The 15,306-nt window shown below is 61.9% G+C and carries 10 protein-coding genes, 1 tRNA gene and 1 pseudogene; 4 read left to right on the plus strand and 8 right to left on the minus strand.

All coding sequences use genetic code 11. The features are described 5' to 3' along the window. Positions 1-119 precede the first annotated feature (119 nt). Positions 120-3,779 carry a vitamin B12-dependent ribonucleotide reductase gene (locus tag VDQ28_RS14155; protein WP_323036548.1) on the plus strand — a complete coding sequence of 1,220 codons (3,660 nt, stop codon included), beginning with the start codon at positions 120-122 and terminating at the stop codon, positions 3,777-3,779. Between the two features lie 765 nt (positions 3,780-4,544). Here the strand turns inward: VDQ28_RS14155 and yghU are convergent. Together yghU and VDQ28_RS14165 are read right to left on the minus strand one after the other, a co-directional pair. Then, positions 4,545-5,378 (minus strand): annotated as a pseudogene (gene yghU / locus VDQ28_RS14160) (glutathione-dependent disulfide-bond oxidoreductase). Between the two features lie 157 nt (positions 5,379-5,535). Further along, on the minus strand, positions 5,536-6,546 hold the full coding sequence (locus VDQ28_RS14165) for a Fe(3+) ABC transporter substrate-binding protein (RefSeq protein ID WP_323036549.1): 1,011 nt from the start codon (positions 6,544-6,546) through the stop codon (positions 5,536-5,538). 196 nt (positions 6,547-6,742) lie between these two features. Here VDQ28_RS14165 and VDQ28_RS14170 point away from each other — a divergent pair, with 196 nt between their 5' ends. Then, positions 6,743-8,425: an iron ABC transporter permease gene (locus VDQ28_RS14170; RefSeq protein WP_323036550.1), complete on the plus strand. Its 1,683-nt coding sequence runs from the start codon at positions 6,743-6,745 to the stop codon at positions 8,423-8,425. Between the two features lie 144 nt (positions 8,426-8,569). Further along, positions 8,570-9,226: a L,D-transpeptidase gene (locus tag VDQ28_RS14175; protein WP_323036551.1), complete on the plus strand. Its 657-nt coding sequence runs from the start codon at positions 8,570-8,572 to the stop codon at positions 9,224-9,226. Positions 9,227-9,319: 93 nt separating this feature from the next. On the opposite strand, the gene VDQ28_RS14180 is transcribed toward VDQ28_RS14175, so the two are convergent. The 6 genes from VDQ28_RS14180 to VDQ28_RS14205 form a co-directional block, all read right to left on the minus strand. Further along, positions 9,320-9,589 (minus strand): hypothetical protein, encoded by a 270-nt coding sequence (locus VDQ28_RS14180; RefSeq protein WP_323036552.1) that lies wholly within the window; start codon positions 9,587-9,589, stop codon positions 9,320-9,322. Positions 9,590-9,739: 150 nt separating this feature from the next. Continuing rightward, a tRNA-Glu gene (locus tag VDQ28_RS14185) sits at positions 9,740-9,814 on the minus strand. 102 nt (positions 9,815-9,916) lie between these two features. Beyond that, a complete protein-coding gene (gene recJ / locus VDQ28_RS14190) occupies positions 9,917-11,656 on the minus strand; it encodes a single-stranded-DNA-specific exonuclease RecJ (protein WP_323036553.1) in 1,740 nt (579 codons plus the stop codon). An 82-nt stretch (positions 11,657-11,738) separates the two neighbouring features. Continuing rightward, positions 11,739-12,713: a class II fructose-bisphosphatase gene (gene glpX, locus VDQ28_RS14195; RefSeq protein WP_323036554.1), complete on the minus strand. Its 975-nt coding sequence runs from the start codon at positions 12,711-12,713 to the stop codon at positions 11,739-11,741. Positions 12,714-12,851: 138 nt separating this feature from the next. Further along, complete coding sequence (locus VDQ28_RS14200) at positions 12,852-14,138, minus strand: homoserine dehydrogenase (RefSeq protein ID WP_323036555.1); 1,287 nt, start codon at positions 14,136-14,138, stop codon at positions 12,852-12,854. A 99-nt stretch (positions 14,139-14,237) separates the two neighbouring features. Continuing rightward, a complete protein-coding gene (locus VDQ28_RS14205; RefSeq protein ID WP_323036556.1) occupies positions 14,238-14,522 on the minus strand; it encodes a hypothetical protein in 285 nt (94 codons plus the stop codon). Positions 14,523-14,667: 145 nt separating this feature from the next. Between VDQ28_RS14205 and VDQ28_RS14210 the strand changes: the two genes are divergently transcribed. Beyond that, positions 14,668-15,264, plus strand: coding sequence for a TetR/AcrR family transcriptional regulator (locus VDQ28_RS14210; RefSeq protein WP_323036557.1), 597 nt, complete (start codon positions 14,668-14,670; stop codon positions 15,262-15,264). Positions 15,265-15,306: the final 42 nt, after the last annotated feature.

Genomic DNA, 15,306 nt, shown 5'->3' on the forward strand with positions numbered 1-15,306 from the left:
GTTGCCGCATATTCGTTGCGGCGGGGTTGGTTTGCGTTGTCCACTGTCGGGCGGGAACACGCTGTATCCGAAAATGGCGCATGTCGGCGGGACATTGTGAAACACCGGGGACAGGTACCATGCAGATCGAGCGCAAATTCACCAAGAAAAACCAAGACGCCTATGCGGCGCTGACCTTTACCACGACGGTTTCCGAGATCCGGAATCCAGACGGCAAGATCGTGTTCCGCAATGAGGCTGTCGAAGTTCCGCAGGGCTGGAGCCAGGTGGCCTCGGATGTGATTGCGCAGAAATATTTCCGCAAGGCGGGGGTTCCGGCGATCGTGAAGAAAGTCGCAGAAAAGGGCGTGCCCGAATTCCTGTGGCGCTCGGTCCCTGACACAGACGCGATGCAGTCCTTGCCCGAGGCAGAGCGATTCGTCGGCGAGACGTCGGCGCGGCAGGTGTTCGACCGCATGGCGGGCGCCTGGACGTATTGGGGTTGGAAGGGTGGCTATTTCACCACCGAGGCTGATGCCCAGGCCTATTTCGACGAGATGCGCTTCATGCTGGCCGACCAGATGGCCGCGCCGAACAGCCCGCAATGGTTCAACACCGGCCTGCATTGGGCCTACGGCATCGACGGCCCGTCGCAGGGGCATTTCTATGTCGACCCGTTCACCCACAAGTTGGTGAAATCAAAATCCTCCTACGAGCATCCGCAGCCCCATGCCTGCTTTATCCAGTCGGTGAGTGACGATCTGGTGAACGACGGTGGCATCATGGACCTCTGGGTCCGCGAGGCGCGCCTGTTCAAATACGGTTCCGGCACCGGCACCAACTTTTCCAGCCTGCGCGGCGAGGGCGAGAGCCTGTCGGGCGGCGGCAAATCTTCGGGCCTGATGGGCTTCCTGAAAATCGGTGACCGCGCGGCGGGCGCGATCAAATCGGGCGGCACCACGCGCCGCGCCGCCAAGATGGTGATCTGCGACATGGATCACCCCGATGTCGAGCAATTCATCAACTGGAAGGTCATCGAAGAGCAAAAAGTCGCCTCGCTGGTCGCGGGTTCCAAAGCCCACGAAACCCACCTGAACCTGATTTTCACCGCGATCAAAACCTGGGACGGCACCGCCGAGGACGCCGTGGACCCGGTCAAGAACCCGGCCCTGAAAACCGCCATTCGCGCGGCCAAAAAGGCCATGATCCCCGATACTTACACCAACCGCATCCTGCAATATGCCAAGCAGGGCTATACCAGCATCGAATTCCCGACCTACGACACCGACTGGGATTCCGAGGCCTATACCACCGTGTCCGGCCAGAACTCGAACAACTCGGTGCGCGTCACCGACGCCTTCCTGACCGCCGTCAAGGAAGATGCCGACTGGGCGCTGATCAACCGCAAGGATGGCAAGCCCGCCAAGACCCTCAAAGCCCGCGAGCTGTGGGATCAGGTCGGCCACGCCGCTTGGGCCTGCGCCGATCCCGGCATCCAGTTCCACGACACGGTCAACGCCTGGCACACCTGCCCGGCAGACGGCCCGATCCGCGGCTCGAATCCGTGCTCGGAATACATGTTCCTCGATGACACCGCCTGCAATCTGGCCTCGATGAACCTGCTGACCTTCTTCCACGACGGCAAATTCGACGCGGAATCCTATGTCCACGCCTCGCGCCTGTGGACCATCACGCTGGAAATCAGCGTGATGATGGCGCAGTTCCCCTCCAAGGAAATCGCGCAGCGCAGCTATGAATACCGCACGCTGGGCCTCGGTTATGCCAATATCGGCGGCCTCTTGATGAACATGGGCTTGGGCTATGACAGCCCCGAGGGCCGTGCGCTGTGTGGTGCCCTGACCGCGATCATGACCGGCGTTTCTTATGCAACCTCGGCCGAGATGGCCGCTGAGCTGGGCGCGTTCCCCGGCTTTGCCAAGAACCGTGACGCCATGCTGCGGGTGATCCGCAACCACCGCCGCGCCGCCCACGGCCTGACCGATTATGAGGGCGTCAACGTCACCCCGGTCGCCCTGGACGCAAGCCATTGCCCCGACGCCACGCTGGTCGCCTTGGCCCGCAGCGCCTGGGATGAGGCCCTGACCCTTGGTGAGCAGCACGGCTATCGCAACGCTCAATCCACGGTGATCGCGCCCACCGGCACCATCGGTCTGGTGATGGATTGTGACACCACCGGCATCGAGCCCGACTTTGCGCTGGTGAAGTTCAAGAAACTGGCCGGCGGCGGCTATTTCAAGATCATCAACCAGTCAGTGCCCGCCGCCCTCGCCAAACTGGGCTATTCCTCGGCGCAATCCGCCGAGATCATTGCCTATGCCGTGGGTCACGGTACTCTGGGTCAAGCGCCGCATATCAACCAGACCGCGCTGATCGGCCACGGGTTTGGTGCGGCCGAGATCAAGAAGATCGAAAACGCGCTGGCAACGGCCTTTGACATCCGCTTCGTGTTCAACCAGTGGACGTTGGGCGAGGAATTTTGCCGCGAGACGCTGGGCATCCCGCAGGCCAGATTGAACGACCCGTCGTTCGATCTGCTGCGCCACCTTGGGTTCACCAAAGCCCAGGTCGAGGCCGCCAACGATCACGTCGTCGGCACCATGACGCTGGAGGGCGCGCCGCATCTGAAGCCCGCACATTACAGCGTGTTCGACTGCGCCAACCCCTGCGGCAAAAAAGGCACGCGTTTCCTGAGTGTTGACAGCCATATCCATATGATGGCCGCGGCTCAGTCCTTCATCTCGGGGGCGATTTCCAAGACGATCAACATGCCGAATTCGGCCTCGATCGAGGAAACCCTGGCCGCCTATGAACTCAGCCATTCGCTGGGCATCAAGGCCAACGCCCTGTACCGCGACGGCTCGAAACTGTCGCAGCCCTTGGCGTCGGCGCTGATCGAGGACGACGACGAGGCCGAGGAAATCCTGACCAACGGCTCGAACCACGAGAAAGCCGCGGTCCTGGCCGAGAAGATCGTCGAGAAAATCATCATCAAAGAGGTCGCACGCGAGCGGGCCAAGCTGCCCGAACGGCGTAAGGGCTACACCCAGAAAGCCATCATCGGCGGGCACAAGGTCTACTTGCGCACCGGCGAATATCAGGACGGCAAGCTGGGCGAGATCTTCATCGACATGCACAAGGAGGGGGCTGGCTTTCGGGCGATGATGAACAACTTTGCCATCGCCGTCTCGGTCGGCCTGCAATACGGCGTGCCGCTGGAGGAATTCGTCGATGCCTTCACCTTCACCCGCTTTGAACCGGCGGGCGCGGTGCAGGGCAACGAGGCAATCAAGAACGCGACCTCGATCCTCGATTACATCTTCCGCGAACTGGCGGTCAGCTATCTGGACCGCACCGATCTGGCGCATGTCAAACCGGCGGGCGATGCGTTCGATGATCTGGGGGCGGGCCACAAGGAAGGCCAGACCAACGTCAGCAAGGTCAGCGACGACGCCGCCTCGCGCGGGTTGGAAGTGCTCCGCCAGATCTCCTCGACCGGCTATCTGCGCAAACGCTTGCCGCAGGAATTGGTGGTGCTGCAGGGCGGTTTGCCGACCCAGGCGCTGGGCTCGACGACCTTCAGTGACGGTGCGCTGGCCGTGGCAACCCGGTCGCAAACCTCGGTCGAGGCCGTGGCCGTCGCCACCGTCAACCCGCGCGCCAGGGCCAAGATGCAAGGCTACGAGGGCGACCCCTGCGGCGAGTGCGGCAACTACACGCTGGTGCGCAACGGCACCTGCATGAAGTGCAACACCTGCGGCGGCACGAGTGGGTGTAGCTGAGCAGCGTTTGGGTGGGGATGCAGAGCTACACCCTTCCGCATCCCCGCTTTCCCGCATTGCAGTGCACGCTGTCTGTCTCGGCCCACGACGGGTCAATGTCTGAGGAGAAACACGATCAGAGGCGGCAGGCACGGGCGTGCTCGACTGAATATGGCTTGTTCACAGGAATAAGTGAGAAGCCGTGGACAACGATGGGACTCTCGAATGGTCAAGAAAAGCATCACGGTCGCACGAGAAAAGCCGAGCGGGCTAAACACACACTTTAATGTTCCAGGACAAGGTGTTGTGCCGCGTGGCGTGCTTGCCGATCAGGTTCAGCGCGGCGAACACGACGGCTATCACATAAGGCGCGTTGACAGGCGCAGGGTAATTGCATCAAACCCCGATGGTTCAACGAGGAACAACTTGGGCTAATAGCGCCCTCGCACAACTGATCCGAGCCCAAGCCGGACCAGCTGAGAAGAGCCGGGGGAAACCCCGGCTTTTCTGATTCCCGACACCACACGCCCCCCCCAAAAAAAACTTCCAATACTTTGAACAATCTTGCCGCTCTTTGTTCCCAAAATATCCCGGGGGGCGCGCGCAGCGCGGGGGGCTGGCCCCCCTCTGACCCAACCCAACCACCCCGTCGCACAGACCAATCCCGTCCCGGAACCGATGAACAAATAGTTAAAGGCGCAGAAAATTCTGCGCCTTTTCAAGATCTTGAAATTGTCCCACAGGGGGACATCCACTGTGGTGCGTCCACAAGGGGGCGAGGGCGGCTTAATCCAGATCCGCCGCCGAATGCCGCTCTTTGACCGGATTGTCACCCCAAGACACATTCACCCGCTTGCCCCGTTTCACGGCCGGGCCGCGATTTCTGCAGCCCAGCGGGCCAGATTTTTATACTCATGAACCGACAGGAACTCAGCCGAATCATAAGCCCCCCCCCTCCACCAATCGCCCGTACCACGGATAAATCGCGATATCGGCGATTGAATACATGTCGCCGGCGATGTATTTCTTGCCCGCCAATTCGCGGTCCAACACATCCATCTGCCGCTTCACTTCCATGGCAAACCGATTGATCGGGTACTCAAGTTTCTCGGGCGCGTACGCATAGAAATGCCCGAACCCGCCGCCCAGATAGGGGGCCGCGCCCATCTGCCAGAACAGCCAGTTCATCACTTCGGTCCGTTCCGGGCCAGAGGCGGGCAGGAAGGCGCCGAATTTCTCGGCCAGATGAACCAGAATCGACGCCGATTCGAACACGCGTACCGGCTCGGGACCGCTGCGATCCACCAGTGCCGGGATTTTCGAATTCGGGTTGATGGCGACGAAGCCGCTGGAAAACTGATCACCCTCGCCAATGTCGATCAGCCAGGCGTCATACTCGGCCCCGGTATGACCCAGCGCCAGCAGTTCCTCGAGCATGATCGTGACCTTCACGCCATTCGGGGTGCCCAAGGAATGCAATTGCAGCGGATGCTTGCCGACGGGCAGCTCTTTGTCATGCGTCGGCCCGGCGATGGGGCGGTTGATGGAGGCAAAACGTCCGCCGCTTTCCTGATTCCAGGTCCAGACTTTCGGCGGCACATAAGCAGTATCGTTTGGCATCGGATTTCCTTGGGTCAGAGAGGCATCACGCGGGCGAGAGCCGGTGACGCGATCAGGGTAGATATGGGCGCAAACCTGACCAAGCCCAGCCCCGAGCGCAACAAAAAACAAGGGGGCTGCGCGATGCAGCCCCCCGAAAGACGTCATGTATGCGCGATTATGGGAAGCCGACGCGATCAAAAATATCCGTCGCCTGGCTGGCGTTCAGGCCGTAGACCGAGACGTTGACGCCCGAGCTGAGGAACTCGGTGAACGGGGCCACAGGGCCGTGAATCTCCACGCCTGGCACGATCGGGAATTCGTTGTTGCTGTCGGCAAAGATTTGCTGCGCCTCGTCAGACACCAGATATTCCAGGAATTTGATGGCGTTGTCGCGGTTCGGTGCATGTGCGGTCACGCCCGCGCCCGAGATATTCACATGCGCGCCTCGGTTCCCCTGATTGGGATAAAAGAACGTTACCGCCGCGGCGACCGCGGCATCCTCTGGATTTTCAGACGCTGCCAAAGCCCCCCAATAATAGGTGTTCGACACTGCAACCGAACATTCCCCCGCGGCCAGGGCGCGCAACTGATCGCGGTCGCCGCCTTGCGGAGGGCGTGCCAGATTGTTGGCGACGCCTTGCGCCCAGTCCTGCGCGGCCTCGGCACCCATCACGTCGATCATCTCAGCCATCATCGACACGTTATAGATGTTCGATGAGGAGCGGATGCAGATTTCACCCTCCAACCGGGGGTCGGCAAGGTCTTCGTAATCGTCCAGCCAGTCAGGGCGCTCTTCATCCGAGCGGGTGAAGATGACCCGTGCGCGCGACGACAAGCCAAACCACAGATTGTCCGGGTGTTGGAAGGCATCCGGGACGCGGGCCTCGAGAATTGCGCTGTCGATGGGCTGGAACACGCCCGCTTCGACGGCTTGATGCAACCGGCCACCATCGACCGTGATGAACAGATCCGCCGGGCTGTTGTTGCCTTCGGTCTGAAGCCTTTGCAGCAATTGCTGGTCCGAGCCCTCGATCACGTTGACGCGAATCCCGGTTTCCGCCGTGAAATTCTCATAGATACGCAGATCCGAGTCGTAGTGGCGCGCGGAATACAGGTTTACTTCTTGTGCCAATGCGGGTGCGGCGGCGAGCACGGACAGCCCGATCAGGTTTGCAAAACGCAACATGCGTTGTCTCCATTTCTTTGGGCCTGCCTGACACGATCTCGCGACGTGCGTCTGGGTTGGCGTGATGATTCCCCCGTGGCGACACCACGGTTGCGACCCTGAATATCGCGTCACTCTAATTCTGACAATAAGAATCGGATATCTGGACAGGCGCGGATGGATGGACTAATGCAAAGAAAGAATGCAGGAAAGCGGCATGGTTACAACCGCCACACCAACACCCAAGCGCATCGCGCGACCCGGACGCCGCCGGTTCCTGAGCGCGTGGAGCATCGGCGCAATGCTGATTGGCGCGCTGATTGCCTTGCCGATTGTCACCGTTCTGGCGCAGGTGTTCGTGCCCTCGGGCGGTGCGTGGCAGCACCTGACCGAAACGGTTCTGCCGCTTTATCTGCGCAACAGTCTGTTGTTGGTGGTCTTTACCGTCGGCATGGCGACGGCCATGGGCGTCGGGGCAGGGTGGCTGATCGCCGGGTTCGATTTCCGTGGTCGCGGGTTTCTGCAATGGGCGCTGATGTTGCCCATGACGATGCCGGGCTATGTGATCGCCTATGTCTATTTTGACCGGCTCGCCTATGCCGGGCCGATCCAGACGGGGCTGCGCGAGATGTTTGGTTGGGGGCGGAACGATTACTGGTTTCCGCAGGTCGCGTCGCTGCCCGGCGCGGCGATCTTGCTGGCGCTGGTTCTGTATCCCTACATCTACCTGCTGACCCGCGCCGCCTTTGCCACGCAATCCCTGCATTTGATCGAGGCCGCGCGGGCGTTGGGGCACAGCCCGCGCGGTGCGTTCTTTCGCGTGGCCTTGCCGATGGCGCGACCCGGGATGGTGGCGGGCGCGGCCTTTGTCGCGATGGAAACCTTGGCCGATTATGGCACCGTGCAGCATCTTGGTGTGCAAACCCTGACAACCGGGATTTTTCGCACATGGTTTGCGCGCGGCGAACCGGTGGCGGCGGCGCAACTCGCGGCGATGTTGATCGGCTTCGTGGCCTTGGCGCTGGTGCTCGAGCGGTTTTTGCGTGGGACGCGGCGCTATGTCGGCGACCCGGCGGGGCGCTCTGCGGCGGCGGCACGCCATGTGCTGACCGGCTGGCGCGCGGCGATCGTGATGATGCTCTGTGCGGTGCCGATTGTCCTTGGTTTTGTCTTTCCGGTGCTGGAATTGAGCCGCCTGGCGATTCTGGTGGGCGATCCGATGTGGGGACCACGGTTTTACGCCTTCGCCTTCAACAGTCTGTTCCTGGCTGGGGTGGCGGCCATTGTCCTGTTATCCTTGGGCCTGTTTCTGGGCTATGCGCGCAGGCTTGATGGCGGCCGGGTGGTCAGAGCCACATTGGGCATTGCCGGGATCGGTTACGCCATGCCCGGCGCGGTGATTGCGGTGGGTGTGCTGTTGCCCTTGTCCTGGGCGGATCAGACATTGGACGACTGGATGCGCGCCAGTTTCGGCATCTCGACCGGATTGTTGCTGAGCGGCAGCTATGTTGGCCTGATTTTTGCCTATGCCGTTCGCTTCCTGGCGATCAGCCTGAACACCATCGAGGCGTCTTTGCAACGCATCCCGCCCAGCCTCGATGATGCGGCGCGTGGGCTTGGCTCAGGCCCGGCGCGGACCTTGATGACGGTGCATTTCCCGTTGCTGCGCGGCGGGTTGCTGTCGGCGGCAATCTTCATCTTTGCCGATGTGATGAAAGAGCTGCCCGCGACCTTGATCGTGCGGCCCTTCAACCTCGATACACTGGCGATTCGCACCTATCGACTGGCCTCGGATGGTCGGTTGGATGAGGCGTCGACCTCGGCACTGCTGATCGTGGCGCTTGGCGTGATCCCGGTTATCCTGCTCAGCCGCGCGATGGATACGCCCGCCGGGCATTAAATCGGCGGATTTTTGCGCTGAATCGTGCCATACTGGACCGTTAAACGCAGGTGTGACCGGTTCCGGGCCTCTAGGGGTTTGCCAGCACCATGCAATCTCGCCTATGAAGGCCAAGACTAATGCTGCCAATCAAGGATACCTTTCGTGCTTAGTAGACGCCACTTTATCATCTCGAGCGCTGCCTTGTTCTCAGCGCCCATCGCCCTTCCGCAGCGTGCAGAGGCGCAGCAGTCGAACTGGGATGACTGGGACGCCCAGGTCACACCCGCCGGTTTCGACCTGGCCACCTCCAACCCCTGGGGGTTGCACCCGCGCTTCCTGCCGCAATTGGTCGAATCGAACACCCGGTTGCGCACCGGCGATATCCACGTCGATGCCGTCGCGCGTTATCTGTATCACATCCGCGAAAATGGCTTGGCGATGCGCTTTGGCGTCGCGATCGGACGCGATGGGCTCTATGAACCCGGTACATTTTCCGTGGGGCGCAAGGTGCGCTGGCCACAGTGGACACCGACCGCGAACATGATCGCACGCGACCCGGAATACGCCGAGTTCGCCGGCGGTATGCCCGGGGGTCCAACGAACCCGTTGGGCGCGCGCGCCTTTTATCTGTATGTGGGCTCACGCGATACCTATCTGCGTATTCACGGCACACCGCAGCCGCGCACCATCGGTCAGCGCGCCAGCTCTGGCTGTGTGCGAATGGTGATGCCACATATCATCAACCTGTTTGAGGACGTGGAGATAGGTTCTATGGCGTATCTTTACCCCGCCAGCGAACCCATCACGGCCTCAAGCTGACGCGGCCCACACAAAACCCCCGCAGCCGGTTTGGCCTGCGGGGGTTTTTTTATTGTGCGGGCTGTCAGATCGCGTTCAGGGTCCGGGCCGCGGTCAGGTTCCGGGGCGCGAGCAGATCATGCCACCGGCCCGCGAGCGCAGCGGCAGCATCGTCGTCTCAACCGGGCCAACATGTTGATACCAGTAGCAACCGTCGGGTTGAATGCGCACGGCATGCAAAGGCTGGCCGGGCATCGCGGTCTCCGCCAATCCCTCGGGGAGTTCCTCAAAGAACCCTGGCTCAAGTTCCGTACCGGGTTGCGGCGCGGCACAAGCACTCAACATCAAAAGAGAAACGGCCAATAGGCTGTAGGTGGTTTTCATGATCGGCCTTCGATTTGAGTGACTGTTCTTGCGCGCCAGCATCGCAGACTTCGCCTGTTCGTCAAGGCAACGTTCACCGCGCAAGGCTGGATTTTCATGCGAAAAACGCCCCAGAATGGGGTTCAAACGGCGGCAATTGCGCAAGAAAAGTGGCAGCCCGTAGGGGAGTCGAACCCCTCTTTCCAGGTTGAAAACCTGGCGTCCTAACCGATAGACGAACGGGCCACGCTTGGCGTGGGCGGTATTTAGGCCAGCGCCGCGATGGGCGCAAGAGGGTTTTTCCGTTCCGGTCACATCTTTTTTTTCTGGGTTCTTCATAGTCTTGAATTACACAGGCGCGGCATCTTCCAGACGCAGTTGCACGCGGCTGCGTCCACCGAAGCTGTTGATTTCAATGCGCCCGGCCAAATGCAGCTTTCCGCGGCCTGCACCCTCAACCGCGGGCCCCAGCGCGGTGTCATACGCGCCAAAGGCAATCGCTTCGAGTTGTGGCCCGCCAATGTCGCCGAACCGCACTTTCAGGTGGTTGGTGCCGACTCGCCGCGCGTCGAGGATCGCCATGTCGGGAAAGGCAAAGCGCGGGGCAGGGGCGGCCTGACCATAGGGTCCGGCGCTGTCGAGTGATTCGATCAACTCGACCGTGGCGGCGCCGGGCATCAGCACGCCATCCAGCCGCAAGTCACCAGCCCCTCTGGTGCCTGCCCCCTGACGGGCCAGAAGCTCGGCCAGGCGCTCCATGGCGGCGTCCAGCTTGTCGCGGGCGATCGTCAGGCCGGCCGCCATGCGATGCCCTCCGCCCTTGATCAGCAACCCCTCGCTTGCCAGTCGCTGAATTGCCGCGCCCAGATCGACGCCGCTCACCGACCGCGCCGACCCTTTGCCCTCGGCCCCCTCCAGCGCGATCACCACGGCGGGACGGTTCGTGGCCTCTTTGAGGCGGGCGGCGACGATGCCGATCACGCCAGGGTGCCACCCTTCGGCGGCCGCCCAGACCAGCGGGCCATCGGTGCCGCGTCGGTCGACCTGGGCCATTGCCTCGTCGCGCACGGCCTGTTCTATGGCGCGGCGCTCGTCGTTCAACTGGTCCAATCGTTCGGCGATTTGGCCCGCTTCAACGGGGTCTTTGGTTGCCAGGAGCCGCGCACCCAGGTCTGCCGCCCCGATGCGCCCACCGGCGTTCACGCGTGGCCCCAGCACATAGCCCAGATGATAGGACTTTGGCGCCGTGTCGATTCGCGCCACATCCGACAGCGCCACCAAGCCGGGTCGCTGGCGTCGGCCCATGACCGTCAGGCCCTGACGCACAAACGCGCGATTGACGCCGGTCAGCGGGGCCACGTCGGCGACGGTCGCCAGCGCCACAAGGTCCACCATGGCCATCAGATCAGGGCCCTGGATACCCTGCGCACGCAAGCGGCGGTTCATGTCGACCAGCACCAGAAACACCACCCCGGCGGCACACAGATGCCCAAGATCGCCGGTCTCATCTTGCCGGTTGGGGTTCACGACGGCCAGTGCGGGCGGCAAGGTTTCGCTGCCAAGATGGTGGTCGACAACGACCACATCAGCCCCCTTGGCGGCGGCAATCGGCCCATGCGAGAGGGTGCCGCAGTCCACGCAGATGATCAGGCGGTGCTCGGCGGCCAGAGCCTCCATGGCGGGTTCGTTGGGGCCATAGCCCTCGTCGATGCGGTCAGGGATATAGAGCGTCGCGTCATGGCCCATGGCGCGGAACCAGGTCAGCAGCAGCGCCGCCGAAGCCCCGCCATCGACATCGTAATCGGCAAAAATGGCGATTTTCTCGCGAGTCCTGAGCGCCTGAAGCAATCGTTCCGCGGCGGGCTCCATATCGCGCAAGGTCATGGGATCCGGCAATAAATTACGCAGGGATGGGGCGAGGAAATCGGCAACATCCGCGGCGGCGACCTTGTTGCGGGCCAATACGGCGCAGAGCGGCGCGGGCAGGCGTGTCAGTTGCACCAAGGCCTCGGCTTGGCGCTCGAACTCCGGCTCAGGACCTATCCAGCGGCGACCGGTCAGAGACGTCTCGACTCCCAAATAGGCCATTGAAGCCCCCTAAATCTGGTCGCTGCATTCGGGAAAGCCTGCGTCCCGCGCAACGCAAAAGCCCGGCGCGGGACGCATGAAATCACGGGCTGTTATTGGCCGGCGTGCGATAGGTCATGCGACGCACAGAGCCGGTTTTCGAGCGCATCAGCAACGTCTCGGTGGTGAACCAGCCGGGCTCGCGCTTGATACCGTCCAGAATTGATCCGACCGTGACGCCGGTTGCCGAAAAGATCACATCAGCCGTCACCAACTCGTCGCGGGTATAGATGCGGTCGAGGTCAGTGATGCCCGCCTTGGCGGCACGCCCGCGCTCGTCATCATTGCGGAACAACAGGCGGCCATAGATTTGACCGCCCATGCATTTCAGCGCGGCTGCGGCCAACACGCCCTCAGGCGCGCCGCCGGACCCCATATACATGTCAATGCCGGTGATTTCAGGCTCGGCACAGTGGATCACCCCGGCCACATCGCCATCGGTGATCAGACGGATCGCGGCGCCCGTGGCGCGGATTTCGGCGATCAGGTCCTCATGGCGCGGACGTTCGAGGATGCAGACCGTGATATCGGATTGTTCGCAGCCCTTGGCCTTGGCCAGGGCTCGTACGCGCTCGGAGGGGCTCATCGCCAGGGTGACGGTGTCGGGGGCGAAGCCCGGTCCGATCGCCAGCTTGTCCATGTAAACATCGGGGGCATGCAGAAGCGTTCCGCGCGGCGCCATGGCGATCACGGTCAGCGCGTTGGGCATGTCCTTGGCGGTCAGCGTCGTGCCTTCCAGCGGGTCCAAGGCGATGTCCACGGCGGGTCCTTGGCCGGTGCCAACCTCCTCGCCGATGAACAACATCGGCGCTTCATCGCGTTCACCTTCGCCGATCACCACCACACCCGCGATTTCGAGCATGTTCAATTGGTCGCGCATGGCGTTTACCGCAGCTTGGTCGGCGGCTTTTTCGTCGCCACGACCAACCCAGTCCGCCGAGGCCAAGGCCGCCGCTTCGGAAACGCGGGCCAGGCCCAACGACAGCATACGGTCGTGGAACATCGGAGATTCGGTCATTGGCCTGTCCTTTTATGGAGTTTTGCTCGATCCATGTTCTACCGAAAAGCCCGGTCAGCGCCAAGCACGAACACGGGCGCAACCTGCGAAATGCCGCAAGATACGGTGTCCAGGTCGATTGTAGGGGCCAGCTGTGGCTCAGACGTCTTCGATCCGCAGGGCCATGGGGGCACCAACGACAACGCCGCTCTGATTGAAATGTTCCATGGCCAGCGCAATGTCATCCGACGATGCTTTGTGCGTCACGATCAGGACCGGCGCATGGGCATTGTCATGCGAATACTGCCGCATCCGGTCAATCGATACGCCGACATTGCCCAGAATTGTCGCGATCTTGGCTAATGCACCCGGTTTATCCAACAAAACCATACGCAAATACCAAGACGCGCCGGTGCTGACGGCGGCGGCGGGGGCCTCGGTGAGCGAACCGACCGGTTGGCCAAAGGTCGGAAAACTCAGGCCCCGCGCGATGTCCATCACATCGGCCATCACGGCGCTGGCGGTCGGGCCTTCGCCGGCCCCGGCACCGCGCAAGACGATCTGGCCGACCGAATCGCCCTCGATCACCACCATATTGGTGCCGCCGTCCAACTGACCCAACGGATGCGTTCCCGGTACAAGGCAAGGGGTCATGCGTTGCTCCAATCCGCGGCCGGTCATTTGCGTGACACCCAGCAACTTGATCGAATAGCCCATGTCGCGGGCCAGCCTGATATCGTCAATCGAGATCGCGCCGATTCCTTGCAGAACCACGGCGTCAAAATCAACCTTGGTGCCAAAGGCGATTGCCGACAGGATGCTGAGTTTATGGCCCGCGTCGATGCCGCCCACATCCAGATTGGGATCAGCCTCGAGGTAACCAAGCTGTTTGGCCTCGTCAAAGACCGTCTCATAGGGCAGGCCAGCGCTTTCCATGCGGGTCAGAATGTAATTGCAGGTGCCGTTCATGACACCCATCACACGGCGAATTTGATTGCCGGCCATCCCTTCGATCATCGCCTTGATGACGGGGATACCTCCGGCCACGGCGGCCTCGAACCGTAGCGCGCGACCGTTGCGTTCCGCGAGCGTCGCCAGGGCATGACCGTGATGCGCCAGCAACGCTTTGTTGGCGGTGACCACGTCTTTCCCATTGCGCAGCGCGGCCTCGACCAAGGCTTTGGCGGGGCCGTTGTCGCCGCCGACCAGTTCCACCACGACATCCACATCATCACGCGCGGCCAAGGCGACGGCATCGTCTTCCCACGCATAGGCAGAGACGTCGGCACTGCGGTTTTTGGTACGCGAATGCGCGGACACCGCGGCGATAGTGACCGGGCGTCCGGCGCGCAGGGCCAGAAGGTCGGCGTGCCGCTGCACGATCTTGACCACGCCAATTCCGACGGTGCCAAGACCGGCAATGCCAAGACGAAGTGGGGTGGTCATGAACAGTCTCCGCTGCAGGGGCCGCCCATGGGAAACGGGCAGCGTCCTGCGACGATTAGCGGGTCAGGGGGCCGGGTGCAATGTGCGGATGCGCCCGAATTAGCGGGATTTCAACTGTTCCGCACGATACAGGAGTTCTTGACGCTCGCCGCTGGCAATCCCGGCACGCCGGATTTGTGCGGCGCGTGCCCGCAATCTTGCGCCGCGCGATTCCAGGGTGTTGGCGGCGGCCACGCCGCGTGACGTGTCGGCCGCGATATCTGCGCTTGCCGCGATCTCTTCCATCGACATCAGCGCCGGAGCATCAGAGGCCACCTGTCCACCGCACGCCGCCAAGCCAAGCAACGCGGCAAACGCCAAACTGGCAGAAAAGGATTGGGACATGATGCACGCGCCTGGAGACTAAGACGCCTCACACTACTGCGCGAAGGTTGGTCTGTGAAGGCTCATTTCGTTGGGGGACCCTGAAGGACCCATCAAGGCTCAGGTTTCGGGGTTGAATTGAACGTGTGTTCAGTGACAATGGCCTATGGCTCGCAAACCCGGTTCCCGCGCTGATATCACTGGCCCGCGTTTGCGCGAAGCGGCCTCGCGGCTGTTTGCGCGCGACGGGTATGCCGCGGTTTCGATGCGGCAGATCGCGGCGGAGGTCGGTGTACAGGCCGGTGCCCTGTATTTGTACACCGCGGACAAGCAAAGCCTGCTGTTCGATCTGATGCAGGCGCATATGGATGACCTGCTGGCGGCCTGGGCTGACAGCCTACCACCTGCCGGAGACGCCTGCGCGCGGCTCGAACATTTTGCGCGGTTTCACATCCGTTTCCATGCGGCCCGCGCCGATGCTGTGTTCATCGCCTATATGGAGTTGCGCAACCTCACGTCCGAGAATTTCGCGGTGATCGAAGGCTTGCGCAAACGTTACGAGGGGCAACTGGAGGCGATTCTTCAAGCGGGTCAGTCCGAAGGCAGCCTCAAGGTGCCGGACACCAAATTGGCATCCATGGCGCTGATCGCCATGTTGACCGGGGTGAATACATGGTTCCGCGAAGGCGGGCGCTTAAGTCGGGGACATGTCGAGGATATCTATGTCGATATGGTCCTCAACGCGGCGGGCGCCACGCGCTGATCAAGGGACAAAGGACGATATAGCGGACGACCCGTGCTATTC

Source organism: Pararhodobacter sp. (assembly GCF_034676545.1).
Taxonomy (GTDB): domain Bacteria; phylum Pseudomonadota; class Alphaproteobacteria; order Rhodobacterales; family Rhodobacteraceae; genus Pararhodobacter.

Excerpts from the sequence above, each read along its gene's own strand:
- VDQ28_RS14170 (WP_323036550.1), top strand. The coding sequence starts at position 6,743 with ATGGTTACAACCGCCACACCAACACCCAAGCGCATCGCGCGACCCGGA.
- VDQ28_RS14200 (WP_323036555.1), bottom strand. The coding sequence starts at position 14,138 with ATGACCACCCCACTTCGTCTTGGCATTGCCGGTCTTGGCACCGTCGGA.
- glpX (WP_323036554.1), bottom strand. The coding sequence starts at position 12,713 with ATGACCGAATCTCCGATGTTCCACGACCGTATGCTGTCGTTGGGCCTG.
- recJ (WP_323036553.1), bottom strand. The coding sequence starts at position 11,656 with ATGGCCTATTTGGGAGTCGAGACGTCTCTGACCGGTCGCCGCTGGATA.
- VDQ28_RS14155 (WP_323036548.1), top strand. The coding sequence starts at position 120 with ATGCAGATCGAGCGCAAATTCACCAAGAAAAACCAAGACGCCTATGCG.
- VDQ28_RS14165 (WP_323036549.1), bottom strand. The coding sequence starts at position 6,546 with ATGTTGCGTTTTGCAAACCTGATCGGGCTGTCCGTGCTCGCCGCCGCA.
- VDQ28_RS14180 (WP_323036552.1), bottom strand. The coding sequence starts at position 9,589 with ATGAAAACCACCTACAGCCTATTGGCCGTTTCTCTTTTGATGTTGAGT.
- VDQ28_RS14210 (WP_323036557.1), top strand. The coding sequence starts at position 14,668 with ATGGCTCGCAAACCCGGTTCCCGCGCTGATATCACTGGCCCGCGTTTG.
- VDQ28_RS14205 (WP_323036556.1), bottom strand. The coding sequence starts at position 14,522 with ATGTCCCAATCCTTTTCTGCCAGTTTGGCGTTTGCCGCGTTGCTTGGC.